At 72.7% G+C, this 15,218-nt stretch carries 9 protein-coding genes; 7 read left to right on the forward strand and 2 right to left on the reverse strand.

Going from position 1 to position 15,218, the window contains the following annotated elements; all coding sequences use genetic code 11:
* Positions 1-42: 42 nt before the first annotated feature.
* A complete protein-coding gene (locus ACF1AL_RS30950; protein ID WP_391819769.1) occupies positions 43-2,868 on the reverse strand; it encodes a glycoside hydrolase family 3 C-terminal domain-containing protein in 2,826 nt (941 codons plus the stop codon).
* A 246-nt stretch (positions 2,869-3,114) separates the two neighbouring features.
* Here ACF1AL_RS30950 and ACF1AL_RS30955 point away from each other — a divergent pair, with 246 nt between their 5' ends.
* The 6 genes from ACF1AL_RS30955 to ACF1AL_RS30980 are packed head-to-tail and all read left to right on the forward strand — an operon-like array spanning position 3,115 to position 11,721.
* A complete protein-coding gene (locus ACF1AL_RS30955) occupies positions 3,115-4,806 on the forward strand; it encodes an extracellular solute-binding protein (RefSeq protein WP_391828289.1) in 1,692 nt (563 codons plus the stop codon).
* Between the two features lie 23 nt (positions 4,807-4,829).
* Positions 4,830-5,846 (forward strand): ABC transporter permease, encoded by a 1,017-nt coding sequence (locus tag ACF1AL_RS30960; protein ID WP_391698430.1) that lies wholly within the window; start codon positions 4,830-4,832, stop codon positions 5,844-5,846.
* Positions 5,843-6,775: a carbohydrate ABC transporter permease gene (locus tag ACF1AL_RS30965; protein WP_386584726.1), complete on the forward strand. Its 933-nt coding sequence runs from the start codon at positions 5,843-5,845 to the stop codon at positions 6,773-6,775. The genes ACF1AL_RS30960 and ACF1AL_RS30965 overlap by 4 nt, the downstream gene beginning before the upstream one ends.
* The gene (locus ACF1AL_RS30970) at positions 6,772-8,787 is read left to right on the forward strand and encodes a beta-galactosidase (protein ID WP_391698433.1); all 2,016 of its coding nucleotides are present in this window, start codon (positions 6,772-6,774) and stop codon (positions 8,785-8,787) included. The genes ACF1AL_RS30965 and ACF1AL_RS30970 overlap by 4 nt, the downstream gene beginning before the upstream one ends.
* Positions 8,784-10,979 carry a glycoside hydrolase N-terminal domain-containing protein gene (locus tag ACF1AL_RS30975; protein ID WP_391828291.1) on the forward strand — a complete coding sequence of 732 codons (2,196 nt, stop codon included), beginning with the start codon at positions 8,784-8,786 and terminating at the stop codon, positions 10,977-10,979. Before ACF1AL_RS30970 ends, ACF1AL_RS30975 begins: the two co-directional genes overlap by 4 nt.
* 34 nt (positions 10,980-11,013) lie before the next feature.
* Positions 11,014-11,721 (forward strand): hypothetical protein, encoded by a 708-nt coding sequence (locus tag ACF1AL_RS30980; RefSeq protein WP_391656999.1) that lies wholly within the window; start codon positions 11,014-11,016, stop codon positions 11,719-11,721.
* A gap of 109 nt (positions 11,722-11,830) precedes the next feature.
* On the opposite strand, the gene ACF1AL_RS30985 is transcribed toward ACF1AL_RS30980, so the two are convergent.
* Positions 11,831-12,844: a LacI family DNA-binding transcriptional regulator gene (locus tag ACF1AL_RS30985; RefSeq protein ID WP_391828293.1), complete on the reverse strand. Its 1,014-nt coding sequence runs from the start codon at positions 12,842-12,844 to the stop codon at positions 11,831-11,833.
* Positions 12,845-13,187: 343 nt separating this feature from the next.
* On the opposite strand from ACF1AL_RS30985, the gene ACF1AL_RS30990 reads away from it, so the two are divergent.
* Positions 13,188-15,152: an acyl-CoA dehydrogenase family protein gene (locus ACF1AL_RS30990; RefSeq protein WP_391698445.1), complete on the forward strand. Its 1,965-nt coding sequence runs from the start codon at positions 13,188-13,190 to the stop codon at positions 15,150-15,152.
* Positions 15,153-15,218: the final 66 nt, after the last annotated feature.

Consider the following 15,218-nt stretch of genomic DNA (forward strand, 5'->3'; position numbering starts at 1 on the left):
GCCGGCGTCCGCACCACGAGGGGCGGCGTCAGGGCGGTGGACTCACCCGGTGAAGTCCAGGCGCGCGAGGCGCAGGCCGCCGCGCAGGGTGAGGCGCAGGTCGTGGATCCCGGCCGCGGCGCAGCCCGCCGTCAGGCGTGTCCAGGCGTACGGGTCAGCGCCGTCCGCCTCGATCACGGCGAGCGGCGGCCCGCCGTCCACCGAGATCTCCAGCCGGCCGGCGCCGGCCACCTCGGCCGTCACCTCCCGCACCCCGGCCGCCCCGAAGTCGCAGGCCCGGTAGAGGAGTTCCGCCGTCTTGCCGGGGGTTGCCGGGGTCAGCGCGTCGCCCGAGGTCTTCGTCCGGTCCACGATCTCCGCCCCGCTCTGCTCGTCGAAGTCGGCTGCCTCCAGGCCGCGTTCGAGGACCGGGCGGGGGGCCGGCGGTTCGCCGTCCAGGTCCAGGGTCGTGCGCAGGCGGACGTCCTCGCTGGAGGCGCCGATCAGGAGGTCGTGCGGGCCCGGCTCGCGGCGCCACCGGCCGAGCGCCACGTCCCAGAACGCGAAGGCGGACAGGGGGACGTCGAAGGTCACCTCCCGCGTCTCGCCCGGTCCCAGCGTGAGGCGTGCGTGCGCCAGCAGCTCCCGGCGCGGCCTGGGCACCGAGGGTTCCACGGCCCGGGTGTACAGCTGGGCCACCTCGTCCGCCGTACGGTCGGAGGTGTTCGTGACCGAGAACGCCACCCGCAGCGTGCCGGACCCCAGGTGCGTGCGCAGGCCGCCGTAGGCGAAGGCCGCGTACGACAGGCCGTGCCCGAACGGGAACAGGGGCGTGCCCTCGAAGTACAGGTACGTCTGGCGTGAGCCGATCACGTCGTAGTCCAGCAGGCCGGGCAGGTCGGCGTCGTCGGCGTACCAGGTCTGGGGGAGCCGGCCGGCGGGGGAGACGTCCCCGGCCAGGACGCGGGCCAGCGCGGTGCCGGCCGCCTGGCCGCCGTGGGCCGTCCACAGCACCGCCGGTAGCCGCCGCGCGTCCAGCGCGTACGGGTAGGACGACACCAGCGCCAGCACCGTGCGCGGGTTGGCCTCCAGGGCGGCCCGCAGCAGCCGCTCCTGGTGGGCGGGCAGCCGCAGCGTCGTACGGTCCTGCGTCTCGCGGCCGTTGATGTGCGGGTCGTTGCCCGCGACCAGCACCACCGCGTCGGCGCTCGCCGCGGCCCGCGCCACCGCGTCCTCGCCCCGCTCGGTGACGATCACCTCGAACACCTCGGGGTCCTCCTCGGCAACCTTCACGCCGTCGGCGGCGACCGTCACCGGGCGGCCGGTGCCCAGGTGCCGCAGAAGATGACCTCCGCCGTGCGGTTCCAGCCGGAACGTCTCCTGTACGATCCAGCCGCCGGGCTGGTCGGCGGAGGCGCGCAGGTAGCCGTCCTCGGCGACCGACACATAGCGGCCGTCGGGCGCGCGCAGCGTCAGCACGCCCTCGCCCCAGTCGACGAGGGCCAGTTCGCTGCCCTCGGCGTCGGTGGTCAGCGGCGGCAGGTCGGTGCGGCCGGCCAGCAGCGCCGGGTCGAGCGCGCCCTCGGCGCCGAGGGCCCGCTCGGGGACGTCGTCCGCGGCGGGCACCCGCAGGAACGCCCCCGCCGAGGTCCGCAGCCGCACCCGGTCCACGCCCTCCGCGAACTCCACCCGGTCCGCGCCGAACCGCTCGTTCAGCCCCTCCAGCGGGGTGGAGCGGTGCAGCAGCGTGCCGCTGTACCAGTCGAGCTTGCACTCGTCGGCGAGCAGCCCCGCCACCGCGATCCGGGTGCCGGCGGCCAGCGGCAGCAGCCCGTCGTTGCGCAGCAGCACGATCGCCTGCTCGGCCGACTCCCGCGCCAGGTCCCGGTGTTCGGGGGTGTCGAAGGCGCCCGGGTCCTCGTACCCGTCGAACTCGCCGAGCCGGAACCGCACGGACAGCTGGCGGCGGACGGCGGTGTCGATGTCCGTCTCCGTCACCAGGCCCCGCGCATGCGCCGCCCTGACCCGCTCGACGGTCGGCGCGGCGTCCGTGCCGTGGTCCGTGAAGCTGTCCACGCCCGCCTTCAGCGCGGCCGCCGTCGCCTCCTCGTGGGTGGCGAAGTAGTGCTCGGTCTCGACCAGGTTGGACGGCGCGCCCGCGTCGGAGCACACCAGCAGCTCCTGGTCCGTCCAGCGCCGCAGGTGCTCCGCGAGGTAGGGCGAGACATGGTTGGGGCGGCCGTTGACCAGGTTGTACGCCGGCATCACCCCGGCGACCGCGCCCGCCCGCACCGTGTCACGGAAGGCGCGCAGGTCGTACTCGTGGAGCACTCGCGGCCGTACCGAGCTGGACGTGGTGTCCCGCCGTGTCTCGTTGTTGTGCGCGAGCCAGTGCTTGAGGACGGGCGCCGTGCGCCAGTACACGGGGTGGTCGCCGCGCAGGCCGCGGGTGTAGGCGGTGGCGAGGACGGAGGTGAGCCCCGGGTCCTCCGAGTAGCCCTCCTCGCCGCGGCCCCACAGCGGGTGGCGCAGCAGGTTCACGGTCGGCGCCCACACGTTGAGCCCGACCCGCTCGTCGCGGGCGCGCATCGCCCGCGCCTCCTTCGACACCGCCTCGCCCACCCGGCGCACCAGCTCCGCGTTCCAGGTGGCGCCCAGCCCGACGGCCTGCGGGAACACCGTCGCCGGGCCCATCCAGGCCACGCCGTGCAGCGCCTCCTGCCCGGTGCGGAACGCCGCGACGCCGAGCCGCTCGACGGCGGGCGCGAACTGGTGCAGGAAGGAGATCTTCTCGTCCAGGGTCAGGCGTCCCAGGAGGTCGTCGATGCGCTGGTCCACCGGCAGCCGCGGATCGCGGAACGGCAGCACGGGCGCGGCAGATGCGGTCACGTGGAAGTCCCCTTTCGAAGCGCTTCGATGCTCAATGCTCGAAAGGTCGAGTGTCAAGGGACGGTCAGGAGACCGGTACACGACCCTTGTGCGGCCCCCGCCCGTCACCTAATCTCGCTCCACATCGAAGCGCTTCGACAGGACGCGAGGCGTTTCTCCCGCTCAGCCAGTTCCACTGAAGACACCGCAGCCGACGGCCACCGCCGGGTGTCCTGGTGCGCCACGCAGGCATGAAGGGTTGACGCAATGACGCCGAACGTCGCCTCCGCTCCCCCCGGGGCCAGCCGGAGAAGCTTCCTCGCCTCGACCGCCCTCGCCACCGCGGCGGTGGCCGGAGGGATGCCGCTGCTCGCCGCCTGCGGCGGCGCGGACAGCGGATCACGCGACGGCACCACCTCGGGCAAGGACGCCCGCAAGATCCTGCCCGCGTACATCGCCCAGAACGTGGTGGCGCCCGACATCCCGGCGAAGAACGGCTCCGCGGTCGGCTTCACGAGCAGGCTCGACCTCGCCGGCCTGAAGACCTCCGTGCCCCGCAAGCTCGGCAAGGGCGGCAGGGTCACCGTCATGTCGCCGTTCTGGGGCTCCCCGCCGAAGAACGACAACGCCTACTACCGCGCCATGAACGACCTCATCGGCGTCGACGTCCGCTGGCAGAACCAGGACGGCAACACCTACGAGCAGAAACTCGGTGCGGTCCTCGCCTCCAGCGACATCCCCGACGTGGTGGTCGTCCCCGGCTGGAACATGAACGGCAAGATCCCCAGCGCCGTCACCGGCAAGTTCGCCGACCTCGGCCCCTATCTGTCCGGCGACGCCGTCAAGGAGTACCCGAACCTCGCGGCGATCCCCACCGACGCCTGGCAGCGCTCGATCTTCGGCGGCAGGCTGCGCGGCCTGCCCATGCCCGCCCCGTACGTCACCAACATCGTGCCCCTGTACCGCAAGGACGTCTTCGACAAGGAGGGGTACGCCGTCCCGCGCTCCGCCGACGAGTTCATGGCGCTGGCCAAGGAGATCACCAACGCCCGCGCCAAGCGCTGGGCCTGCCTGGACATGAAGTGGACCGCGTTCCAGGCCTTCGGCGTGCTCTCCGGCGCGGAGAAGCCGCTCGGCTGGAACCTGGTCGACGGCCACCTGGTCAACCGCATCGAGACCCCCGAGTACCTCGAGGCCCTGGAGTGGACCCGCAAGCTCTTCGCCGCCGGCGTCGTCCACCCCGACGCGCGGCTCGGCAAGAGCCAGGCCACCGACGCCGGCCCGAAGTTCGCGGCCGGCGAGTTCCTCATCTACCCCAACGACATCTCGCAGTGGTGGAGTCGCACCGCCGAACAGGCCGTCCACAACCCGCAGTTCGAGATCTGGGGCATGGACGTCTTCGGGCACGACGGCGGCAAGCCCGTCCTGTGGGCGACCCAGCCGGCCAACATCTTCGCCTTCGTCAACAAGAAGGCGTCCGAGGCCGTGATCCGCGACGTCCTCGCCGTCGCCGACGTCACCGCGGCGCCGTACGGCACCAAGGAGTACATGCTCACCAACTACGGCGTCGAGGGCACCCACTACACCGTCAAGGACGGCGTCCCGGTCAAGACCGACCAGGGCAACATCGACGTGATGAACGCCTACGTGATGATCGCGAGCCCCGCCGCGACCATCGCCCACCCCGACTTCCCCGAGGTCGCGCGCGGCCAGGTCGAGTGGCAGCAGCGGATGGGCGCCCTCACCCGCAAGTCCTCCTTCTACGGCATGCAGATCACCGAGCCCGCCCGCTGGACCAACCTCTCCAACGACTTCGAGCAGCTGGAGGACGACATCGTCCGCGGCCGCAGGAAGATCGCCGACATGCAGCAGGCCGTCTCCGACTGGAAGCGCAAGGGCGGCGACCGGCTGCGCGACTGGTACAAGAAGATCCTCGACGACAACGGCCCTTCCCACTGACCTGCCAGGCAAGGAGAACGGCCGTGTCCCACACCACGGTGCCCCGCGGCAGGTCCGAGGCGAAGAAGCCGGCGCGCGAGCCGGCCGCGCCCGCCGCCGAGCGGCCGTCGGGCAGGGTGAGCCTCAGGGTCAGGTTCCGCCGCGACCGCCTGCTCATCCTCATGACGCTCCCGGCCCTCGCGCTGGTCCTGCTCTTCAACTACCTGCCGATCCTCGGCAACGTCGTCGCCTTCCAGGACTACGACCCCTACCTCAGCGACAACGGCGTCGTGTCCATCCTGAACAGCCCCTTCGTGGGCCTGGACAACTTCCGGCGCATCTTCGCCGACTCCGCCTTCTGGGACGCGGTGACGAACACGCTGGTGCTGTTCGTCCTCCAGCTGGTCCTGTACTTCCCGATCCCGATCCTGCTCGCGCTGCTCATCAACAGCGTGGTCCGGCCGCGGGTGCGGGCCGTCGCCCAGGCCGTGCTGTACCTGCCGCACTTCTTCTCCTGGGTGCTCGTCATCGCCGTCTTCCAGCAGCTCCTCGGCGGCGCCGGCCTGCTCTCGCAGCTGCTGCGGCAGCACGGCCACGACGGCCTGGACATCATGACCGACCCGGACACCTTCAAGTTCCTCGTCACCGCGCAGACGGTGTGGAAGGACGCCGGCTGGGGGATCATCGTCTTCCTCGCCGCGCTGGCCGCCGTTCCCTCCGACCTGTACGAGGCGGCCGCGATGGACGGCGCCGGCCGGTGGCGCCGCATGTGGCACGTCACGCTGCCCGCGCTGCGCCCGGTGATCGCGCTGCTGCTGGTGCTGCGCGTCGGCGACGCCCTCACCGTCGGCTTCGAGCAGATCCTGCTGCAACGCGACGCCGTCGGACCCGGCGCCTCCGAGGTCCTCGACACCTTCGTGTGGTGGAACGGCGTACGCAACCAGGACTTCGGCTACGCGGCCGCCGCCGGACTGATCAAGGGCGTGGTCGGCATCGGCCTGGTGCTCACCGCGAACAAGGTCGCCCATCTCATGGGCGAGCAGGGGGTGTACAAGAAGTGACCGCCGTCCTCGACAAGCCGGGGCGCCGCGCCCCGTGGGCCGCGCCTCGGCGGCCGGTGTGGGAGGAGCCGCCGACCCGGGCCGGCCTCGCCGGCAAGGGCCTGGTGCTCACGCTGGCCTGCCTGGCGGTCCTCTTCCCGCTGTGGATCGTCGTCGTCACCAGCCTGTCCTCCCGGCGGACCATCGACGAGGCCGGCGGCCTGGTCATGGTCCCCAAGGGCATCACCTTCGTCGCCTACCGGGAACTGCTCGGCGGCGGCCAGGTCACCCGGGCCGCGGTCGTCAGCGTCCTGGTCACCGTCGTCGGCACGCTGTTCTCCATGGCGGTGTCCGTGCTGTGCGCCTACGGCCTCTCCCGCAGCGGATCGCTCGGCCACCGGTGGATCCTGATGACGCTCATGGCGACGATGTTCTTCAGCGCCGGACTCATCCCGACCTACCTGCTGGTGCAGACCCTCGGCCTGACCGACAGCTATCTCGCGCTGATCCTGCCGAGCGCGGTCAGCGTGTTCAACATCCTGGTCCTGCGCGGCTTCTTCATGGGCATCTCGCCGGAACTGATCGACAGCGCCCGCATCGACGGCGCCGGCGACCTGCGCATCCTGTGGCGGATCGTGATGCCGCTGTCCCGGGCCGTCCTCGCCGTGATCACGCTGTTCTACGCCGTCGGCTACTGGAGCGCCTGGTTCAACGCCTCGCTGTACCTCAACGACCAGGACATGATGCCGCTGCAGAACGTCATGATCCAGCTGGTGCAGAAGCAGGAGGCGCCGGTCGGGCTCGGGCAGGCCATCAAGACCGGCGAACTGTCCGGGCTGGCCGTGCAGATGGCGGTCATGGTGATGGCCCTGCTGCCGGTGGCCGTGCTGTCGCCGTTCGTCCAGAAGCACTTCAGGAAGGGCATGCTGACCGGGGCGGTCAAGGGATGAGCACCCCCCGCACGCCCGGCCCTCCTCGCCCCGCGGACGGCCCCCGCCCCACGCTCGCCGACGCCACCCGCGGCCGCCTCCTGTTCGGCGGCGACTACAACCCCGAGCAGTGGCCCGAACAGGTCTGGCAGGACGACGTACGGCTGATGCGCGAGGCCGGCGTCACCTCCGTCACCGTCGGCGTCTTCTCCTGGTCGCGGCTCGAACCGAGGCCGGGGGAGCGGAACTTCGGCTGGCTGGACCGGCTGCTGGACCTGCTGCACGACAACGGCGTCGGCGTCGTCCTCGCCACCCCCACCGCCTCGCCCCCGCCCTGGCTGGGCCGCCTGCATCCCGAGACCCTGCCCAGGGACGCCGACGGCCACGTCGAGTGGTGGGGCGGCCGCCAGCACTTCTCCCCCTCCAGCACCACCTACCGCCGCCACGCAGCCGCCATCACCGAGGACCTGGCCGCCCGCTACGCCCGCCACCCGGCCCTGACCATGTGGCACATCAACAACGAGTACTGCAGCTACGACCACGGCGACGAGGCGGCCGCCGCCTTCCGCCGCTGGCTGCGCGAGCGCTACCGCACCCTCGACGCCCTCAACGACGCCTGGGGCACCGCCTTCTGGGGCCAGGAACACGACAGCTGGGACGGCGTGCTGCCCGCGCGGCGCACCCACTACCTGAAGAACCCCGCCCAGGTGCTGGACTTCCGCCGCTTCACCTCCGACATGCTCCTGGAGTGCTTCACCGCCGAACGCGACATCGTCACCCGGCACACCCCGCACCTCCCGGTCACCACCAACTTCATGCCGCTGTGGGAAGGACAGGACGCCTGGCGCTGGGCCGCGGAGGAGGACGTCGTCTCCGTCGACCTCTACCCCGACCCGCGCGACCCGCTCGCCGGCGCTCGCCACGGCGCGCTGGTGCAGGACCTGACCCGCTCGCAGGCCCGCGGACCGTGGATGCTGATGGAGCAGGCCGCCTCGGCCGTCAACTGGCGCGGTGTGAACCACCCCAAGCCGCGCGGACTGAACCGGCTGTGGTCCCTCCAGGCCGTGGCGCGCGGCGCGGACGCCGTCTGCTGCTTCCAGTGGCGCCAGTCCCGGCAGGGCGCCGAGAAGTTCCACTCCGCGATGCTCGGCCACGCGGGGGAGCGGGGCCGCACCTTCCAGGAGGTCAAGCGGATCGGCGCCGACCTCGCCCGGCTCGCCCCGCACGTCACGGGCACCGCCGTCCCCGCCGGCATCGCCGTCCTGCACGACTGGCACTCCTGGTGGGCGAGCGACCAGGAGGCCCGCCCCTCCACCCGCTTCGGCCTGCCGGACCTGCTGCACGCCTGGCACCGCGCCCTGATGGAAGCGCACCTCACCACCGACTTCGCCCACCCCGAGCACGACCTGTCCGGCTACCGGCTCGTCGTCGTCCCCCAGCTGTACCTGCTGACCGACGCCGCGATCGACAACCTCCTCGCCTACGTCCGCCGGGGCGGCACCCTGGTCAGCGGCTTCCACACCGGCGTCGCCGACCGGGACGACCGGATCCGCCCCGGCGGGATGGACGCCCGGCTGCGAGAGCTGTTCGGCATCCGCGTCCTGCACGAGTGGTGGCCCCTGGAGACGGGCGAGACCGTCGCCTGCGCCGGCTTCACCGGCACCCTGTGGTCGGAGGAGATCGAACCCGCCGACCCCGACGAGACGATCCCCTACGAGGGCGGCGAGCTGGACGGGCTGCCCGCCGTGCTGCGCCGCGGCCGCGCCTGGTACGTCTCCACCCTCCCCGAGCCCGCCGCGCTGCGCTCCCTGCTCAGCCGGATCGCCGCCGACGCCGGCGTGCACCCGGTCCTGGCGGGCCTTCCCCCCACGGTGGAGGCCGTACGCCGCGGTGAGCTGCTGTTCCTGCTCAACCACGGCGGCGCCCCGGTCACCGTCGCCGTGCCCGGCACCCACACCGACCTCCTCACCGGGACGGCCGTCACCGGCGAGGTCGCCCTCGGCCGTCACGGAGCGGCGGTGCTGCGGCCATGAGCCACACCCCCGTCCACGGCACCTGGGAGCCGGAGCCCGCCGCCCGCTGGGAGGACGCCTTCCTCACCGGCAACGGCCACCACGGCGCCCTCGTGTTCGGCGACCCGCACGACGACCGGGTGATCGTCACCCACCACACCCTGGTCCGCCCCAACGGCGGCGAGCACGCCCGCCCGCCCCGCCTCGCCGGCCGGCTCACCGCCCTCCAGGACCGGCTGCTGGCCGGCGACACCACCGCCGCCGAGCACTTCACCGACGGGCGGCCCCTGCAGTGGGTACAGCCCTTCCACCCCGCCTTCGCCGTACGGCTGCGACGGCCGGCGGCCGGCGACCGGTCCGGCTACCGGCGGGACGCGGACTTCGCCACCGGCGAGGCGAGCGCCCGCGACGGCGACTGGACCAGCCGCGTCTTCGCCTCCCGCGCCGACGACGTGATCGTCCACCACGTCACCGCCGCAGGCCTCACCCTGGACGTCCGCCTCGACCACCGCCTCCCGGGTGCCCCCACCGGTCTCCGCGTCGGCCAGGGCGCCCTGCTCACCCCCGAGGGGGCCGCGCTCTCCCTGCGCGCCCGCTACCCCGGCAGCGACCACGCCTTCACCGGCGTCACCCGACTCGTCGTCACCGGCGGCCGCACCACCCTCACCCCGCCCGGCGTCCGCGTCGAGGGCGCCGAGGGGGTGCTGCTGCTCACCCGGGTGCGGCGGCACCCCGGCGAACTGGAGGTCATGGCCGAGACGCGGGCCCTGGGCGCGCTGCCGCCGTCGTACGAGACCCTGCGTGAGCGGCATCTCGCCTGGCACCGCACCGCCTACCTGCGGGTCACCCTCGACCTGCGCGCCGACCCCGCCGAACGCGCGCTGCCCGGCTCCGCGCTGCTCGCGCGCCCGCACAGCCCGGCCCTGCTGGAGCGCCTCTTCGCCGCCGGCCGGTACCACCTGCTGTCCGCCGGCGGATTCAACCCGCCCCGGCTGACCGGCCTGTGGACCGGCGACTGGGACACCGCCTGGTCGGGCGCCTTCACCCTCGACGCCAACCTCAACCTCCAGACCGCCTCCGCCGTCAGCGCCGACCTTCCCGAAGTCACCGAGGCGCTGCATCGGCTGATCACCCGTCAGCTGCCGGACTGGCGGGAGAACGCCCGCGCCGTCTTCGGCGCGCGCGGCGTGGTCGCGCCCGCCCACAGCGACGGCACCTCGGGGCGCTCGTACCACTTCAGCCGGGAGTACCCGCTGCACCTGTGGACGGCCGGCGCCGACTGGCTGCTCAAACCGCTCGTCGACCACGACGAGGCCCGCGGCGCCCGCGACCCGCGCACCGCCGCCGCGCTCGCCGAGACGGCCCGCTTCTACGAGGACTTCCTCACCCGCACCGACGCCGACGGGCACCTGGTCGTCGTCCCGTCCTACTCGCCCGAGAACCGGCCCGCCAACGCGAGCTGGGGCACCCTCAACGCGGCCATGGACCTCTCCGCGGCCCGGCACGCCCTGCGCACCGCCGCCGCCTACCACCCGGGCACCGCCGACGCCGTCCGCTGGCACGCCCTCGCCGACCGGCTGCCCCCGCACCGCGTCAACGCCGACGGAGCGCTCGCCGAGTGGGCCTGGCCGGGCCTGCGGGACCGCTACGACCACCGCCACCTCAGCCACCTGTACGCCGTCTGGCCCCTGGAGGAGATCACCCCCTACGACACCCCGGACCTGGCCGCCGCCGCCCACCGCGCCCTCGCCCTGCGCGGCACGGAGAACGACTCCGCGCACGGCCACCTCCACCGGGCCCTGATCGCCGCCCGCCTGCGCGACGCCCGGCGGGTCGGCGACGCCCTCGCCCGTGTGCTCGGCGGCGACCACTTCCACGCCTCGCTGATGAGCGCGCACTACCCCCGCCGCCACGTCTACAACGCCGACGCCGCCCACACCCTGCCCGCCGTCCTGATCGAGGCACTCGTGCAGTCCACCCCCGAGCGGCTCGTGCTGCTCCCGGCCGTCCCGGCGGCCTGCCCGGCGGGCGAACTGCGGGGCGTGCGCACCCGTTTCGGCGCCCGCCTCGACCTCACCTGGTCGCCCGACGGCGCCCGCGCGGTCGTGCGCCCCACCCGCACCGTCCGCGTCGACCTCAGGACTTCCGCCGGCGCCACGAGGCTCGACCTCGTCGCCGGAGAAGACCGCGTCCTCACCGTGAGCACGCGGTGACCTGGCACCTCCCCCCACCCATGGAAGGAACACCATGGTCCTCCGTACCAGGATCACGACCGCCGTCCTCGCCCCGGCGCTGGCCCTCGGCGCCACCGTCGGCCTCGCCGCCGCCCCCGCCTCGGCCGCCGTGTGGAACAGCTGCGACCAGTGGGGCAGCACCACGCTGAACGGCTACACGCTCTACAACAACATCTGGGGCTCCGGAGCCGGCAGCCAGTGCGTCTGGGCCAACTCCGGCACCAACTGGGGCGTGTGGGCGAACCACCCCGCCACCGGCGGCATCAAGTCCTACCCGAACGCCACGAAGGCGATCAACAAGCCCATCACCTCGCTGACGTCGCTCACCAGCAGCTACCGCGTGACCGTGCCGGCCTCCGGCGCCTACAACACGTCGTACGACATCTGGGACACCGGCCACGACTACGAGATCATGCTCTGGGTCAACAGGACCGGCGCCGTGGGACCGCTCGGCACGGCGCAGGGCACCGTCACGCTCGGCGGCCACACGTGGAACGTCTACAAGGGCGACAACGGCTCCAACGCGGTGTTCTCCTTCGTGCGCACCACCAACTCCAGCTCCGGCACGGTGAACATCCTGCCGGTGCTGAAGTGGATCAAGGACACCAAGGGCTGGTTCGGGAACGAGACCATCGGGGACGTCCAGTTCGGCTACGAGATCACCTCGTCGTCCGGCGGCCTGAACTTCGTCACCGACAACCTGACCGTCAGCGGCGGCTGAGCGCACAGGTGCGGCCGGTCCCTCCCCTACGGGACCGGCCGCACGCCTCTCACGTCGGCCGTACGCCCCTCATGCCGGCCGTACGCCGGTCTTGCCGGCCGTACGCCGGTCAGGGCGCCGCCGGTGCCGGTCCCGAGCTCGCCCGGACCGTCAGTTCGGGCGCGATCAGCACCACGTCGTCGCCGCCGGTTCCGTCGAGCTTGGCGACCAGCCGCTCCACGGCACTGCGCCCCATCTCCTGCGCGGGCACCCCCACCGACGTCAGCCGCACCGAGCCCTGGGTCGCGACCGGGTCGGGGCAGATGGCCACCACCGACACGTCCTCCGGCACCGCACGGCCCTGCTGGCGCAGCAGCGCGAGCAGCGGCTCCACCGCCGACTCGTTCTGCACCACGAACCCCGTGGTGCCGGGCCGCTCGTCGAAGATCCGGGCCAGGGTGGCCGCCACCGCGTCGTAACCCCCCTCGCAGGGGCGGTGCAGCACGCGCAGTCCCAGCTCACGGGCGCGCGAGCGCAGCCCGTCCAGGGTGCGCTCGGCGAACCCGGTGTGCCGTTCGTAGACGGCCGGCGCCTCGCCGATGACCGCGACATCGCGGTGGCCGAGCTCGGCCAGGTGCTCGGCGCACAGCGCACCCGTCGCGACCCAGTCCAGGTCGACGCAGGTCAGTCCGGTGGTGTCGGCGGGCAGTCCGATGAGCACGCTGGGCTGGCCGCCGGCCCGCAGCAGCGGCAGCCGCTCGTCCTCCAGCTCGACGTCCATCAGGATCATCGCGTCGGCGAGCCCGCTGCCGGCGACCCGGCGCACGGCGTCGGGGCCCTCCTCGCCGGTGAGCAGCAGCACGTCGTAGCCGTGGGTGCGGGCGGTGGTGGCGACCGCGATGGCGATCTCCATCATCACCGGCACGTACATGTCGGTGCGCAGCGGGATCATCAGTGCGATGATGTTCGACCTGCTGCTGGCGAGGGCGCGGGCCCCGGCGTTGGGGTGGTAGCCCAGCTCGCGGATGCTCTGCTCGACGCGCTGCCGGGTGGTCGCGGAGATGGACCGCTTGCCGCTGAGCACATAGCTCACCGTGCTCGCCGACACTCCGGCGTGCTGGGCGACCTCGGCGAGGGTGACCATGCGGCTCTCCAAGCGGTGTGAAGCGCTTCGACAGCGCTCCGGGTGTACGAGATGGGGGCGGCGCTTCGACACTAGCTGTCGGGTGCATCGAGTGTCCAGAGGGGCGTCGAAGCGCTTCGACAGTCTCTCACCGGCGCAGGTGACCCGACTCCCGGGCCCGCGCGGCGCGCCGCCCGGTGGCAGCAGGATCCGTCGAACGGCCGTCCGGTGGCGCGAGAGGGCATCGGCCGAACGGCCGCGCGAGGACTGGTGGCACCGTCCGCTTTCGGGTACCAACGATCCAGTAGCACTGGTCGGTAACGAACGGTCCCCGTACATCCCTCTTCGCGGCGAGGTGACCCTCATGTCCGCCCCCACCACTCCCTCCTCCTCTCCCGCCACCCCACCGCCCTCCCGGCCCGCCGTCAGCGAGCGCGAGGCGCGCGAGGTGGCGGAGGCCGCCCGGGAACAGCACTGGCGCAAGCCCAGCTTCGCCAAGGAGCTGTTCCTCGGCCGCTTCCGGCTCGACCTCATCCACCCCCACCCGCTGCCCACCGACGAGGCCGTGCAGCGCGGCGAGGCCTTCCTCGCCAAGCTCCGCGACTTCCTCGAGACCCGGGTCGACGGCGCCCGCATCGAGCGCGAGGCCCGCATCCCCGACGAGGTCGTCGACGGCCTCAAGGAGCTCGGCGCCCTCGGCATGAAGATCGACCCCAAGTACGGCGGGCTCGGCCTCACCCAGGTGTACTACAACAAGGCGCTCGCCCTGGCCGGCTCCGCGAGCCCCGCGATCGGCGTGCTGCTCTCCGCGCACCAGTCGATCGGCGTACCGCAGCCGCTGAAGATGTTCGGCACCCAGGAGCAGAAGGAGACCTTCCTCCCGCGCTGCGCCCGCACCGACATCAGCGCCTTCCTGCTCACCGAGCCCGACGTCGGCTCCGACCCGGCCCGGCTCGCCACCACCGCCGTGCCCGACGGGGACGACTACGTCCTCGACGGGGTGAAGCTGTGGACCACCAACGGCGTGGTCGCCGACCTGCTCGTCGTCATGGCGCGTGTCCCGAAGGGCGACGGCCACAAGGGCGGCATCACCGCGTTCGTCGTGGAGAGCGACTCGCCCGGCATCACCGTCGAGAACCGCAACGCCTTCATGGGCCTGCGCGGCATCGAGAACGGCGTCACCCGCTTCCACCGGGTCCGCGTCCCCGCCGCACACCGCATCGGCGAGGAGGGCCAGGGCCTGAAGATCGCCCTGACCACCCTGAACACCGGCCGGCTGTCCCTGCCCGCGTCCTGCGTCGCCGCCGGCAAGTGGTGCCTGAAGATCGCCCGCGAGTGGTCCGAGGCCCGCGAGCAGTGGGGCAAACCCATCGCCCGGCACGAGGCGGTCGGCTCGAAGATCTCCTTCATCGCCGCCACCACCTTCGCCCTGGAGGCCGTCACCGACCTCGCCTCCCAGATGGCCGACGAGGACCGCAACGACATCCGCATCGAAGGCGCCCTCGCCAAGCTCTACGCCTCCGAGATGGCCTGGCTGATGGCCGACGAACTCGTCCAGATCCGCGGCGGCCGCGGCTTCGAGACCGCCGACTCCCTGCGCGCCCGCGGCGAACGCGGCGTCCCCGCCGAGCAGCTGCTGCGCGACCTGCGCATCAACCGCATCTTCGAGGGCTCGACGGAGATCATGCACCTGCTGATCGCGCGCGAGGCCGTCGACGCCCACCTCTCCGTCGCCGGCGACCTCATCGACCCCGACAAGTCCCTGAGCGACAAGGCGAAGGCGGGTGCGGGCGCCGGCCTCTTCTACGCCAAGTGGCTGCCCAGACTCGTCGCCGGACCGGGCCACCTGCCCACCTCCTACGGCGAGTTCAAGCACGGCGTGGACCTCTCCGGCCACCTGCGCTACGTCGAACGCACCGCCCGCAAGCTGGCCCGCTCCACCTTCTACGGCATGTCCCGCTGGCAGGGCCGCATGGAGTCCAAGCAGGGCTTCCTCGGCCGGATCGTCGACATCGGCGCCGAACTGTTCGCGATGAGCGCCGCCTGCGTACGCGCCGAACTGCTGCGCTCCCAGGGCACCAACGGCCGCGAGGCCTACCAGCTCGCCGACGCGTTCTGCCGCCAGTCCCGGCTGCGCGTCGAGGAGCTCTTCGGCCGCCTGTGGAACAACACCGACGACCTCGACCGCGCGGTCGTCAAGGGCGTCCTCGCCGGCACCTACACCTGGCTGGAGGAGGGCGTCATCGACACCTCCGGCGACGGCCCGTGGATCGCCGACACCACCCCCGGCCCGAGCGAGAAGGAGAACGTGCACCGCCCGATCCGGTGACCGGTGCCCCGGGTGCCCCGCGACCGGGGCACCCGGCAGGCGACGCGACCCACCCGTGAGGGGGAC

The organism is Streptomyces sp. NPDC014801 (assembly GCF_043082085.1).
In the GTDB taxonomy this organism is placed as follows: domain Bacteria; phylum Actinomycetota; class Actinomycetes; order Streptomycetales; family Streptomycetaceae; genus Streptomyces.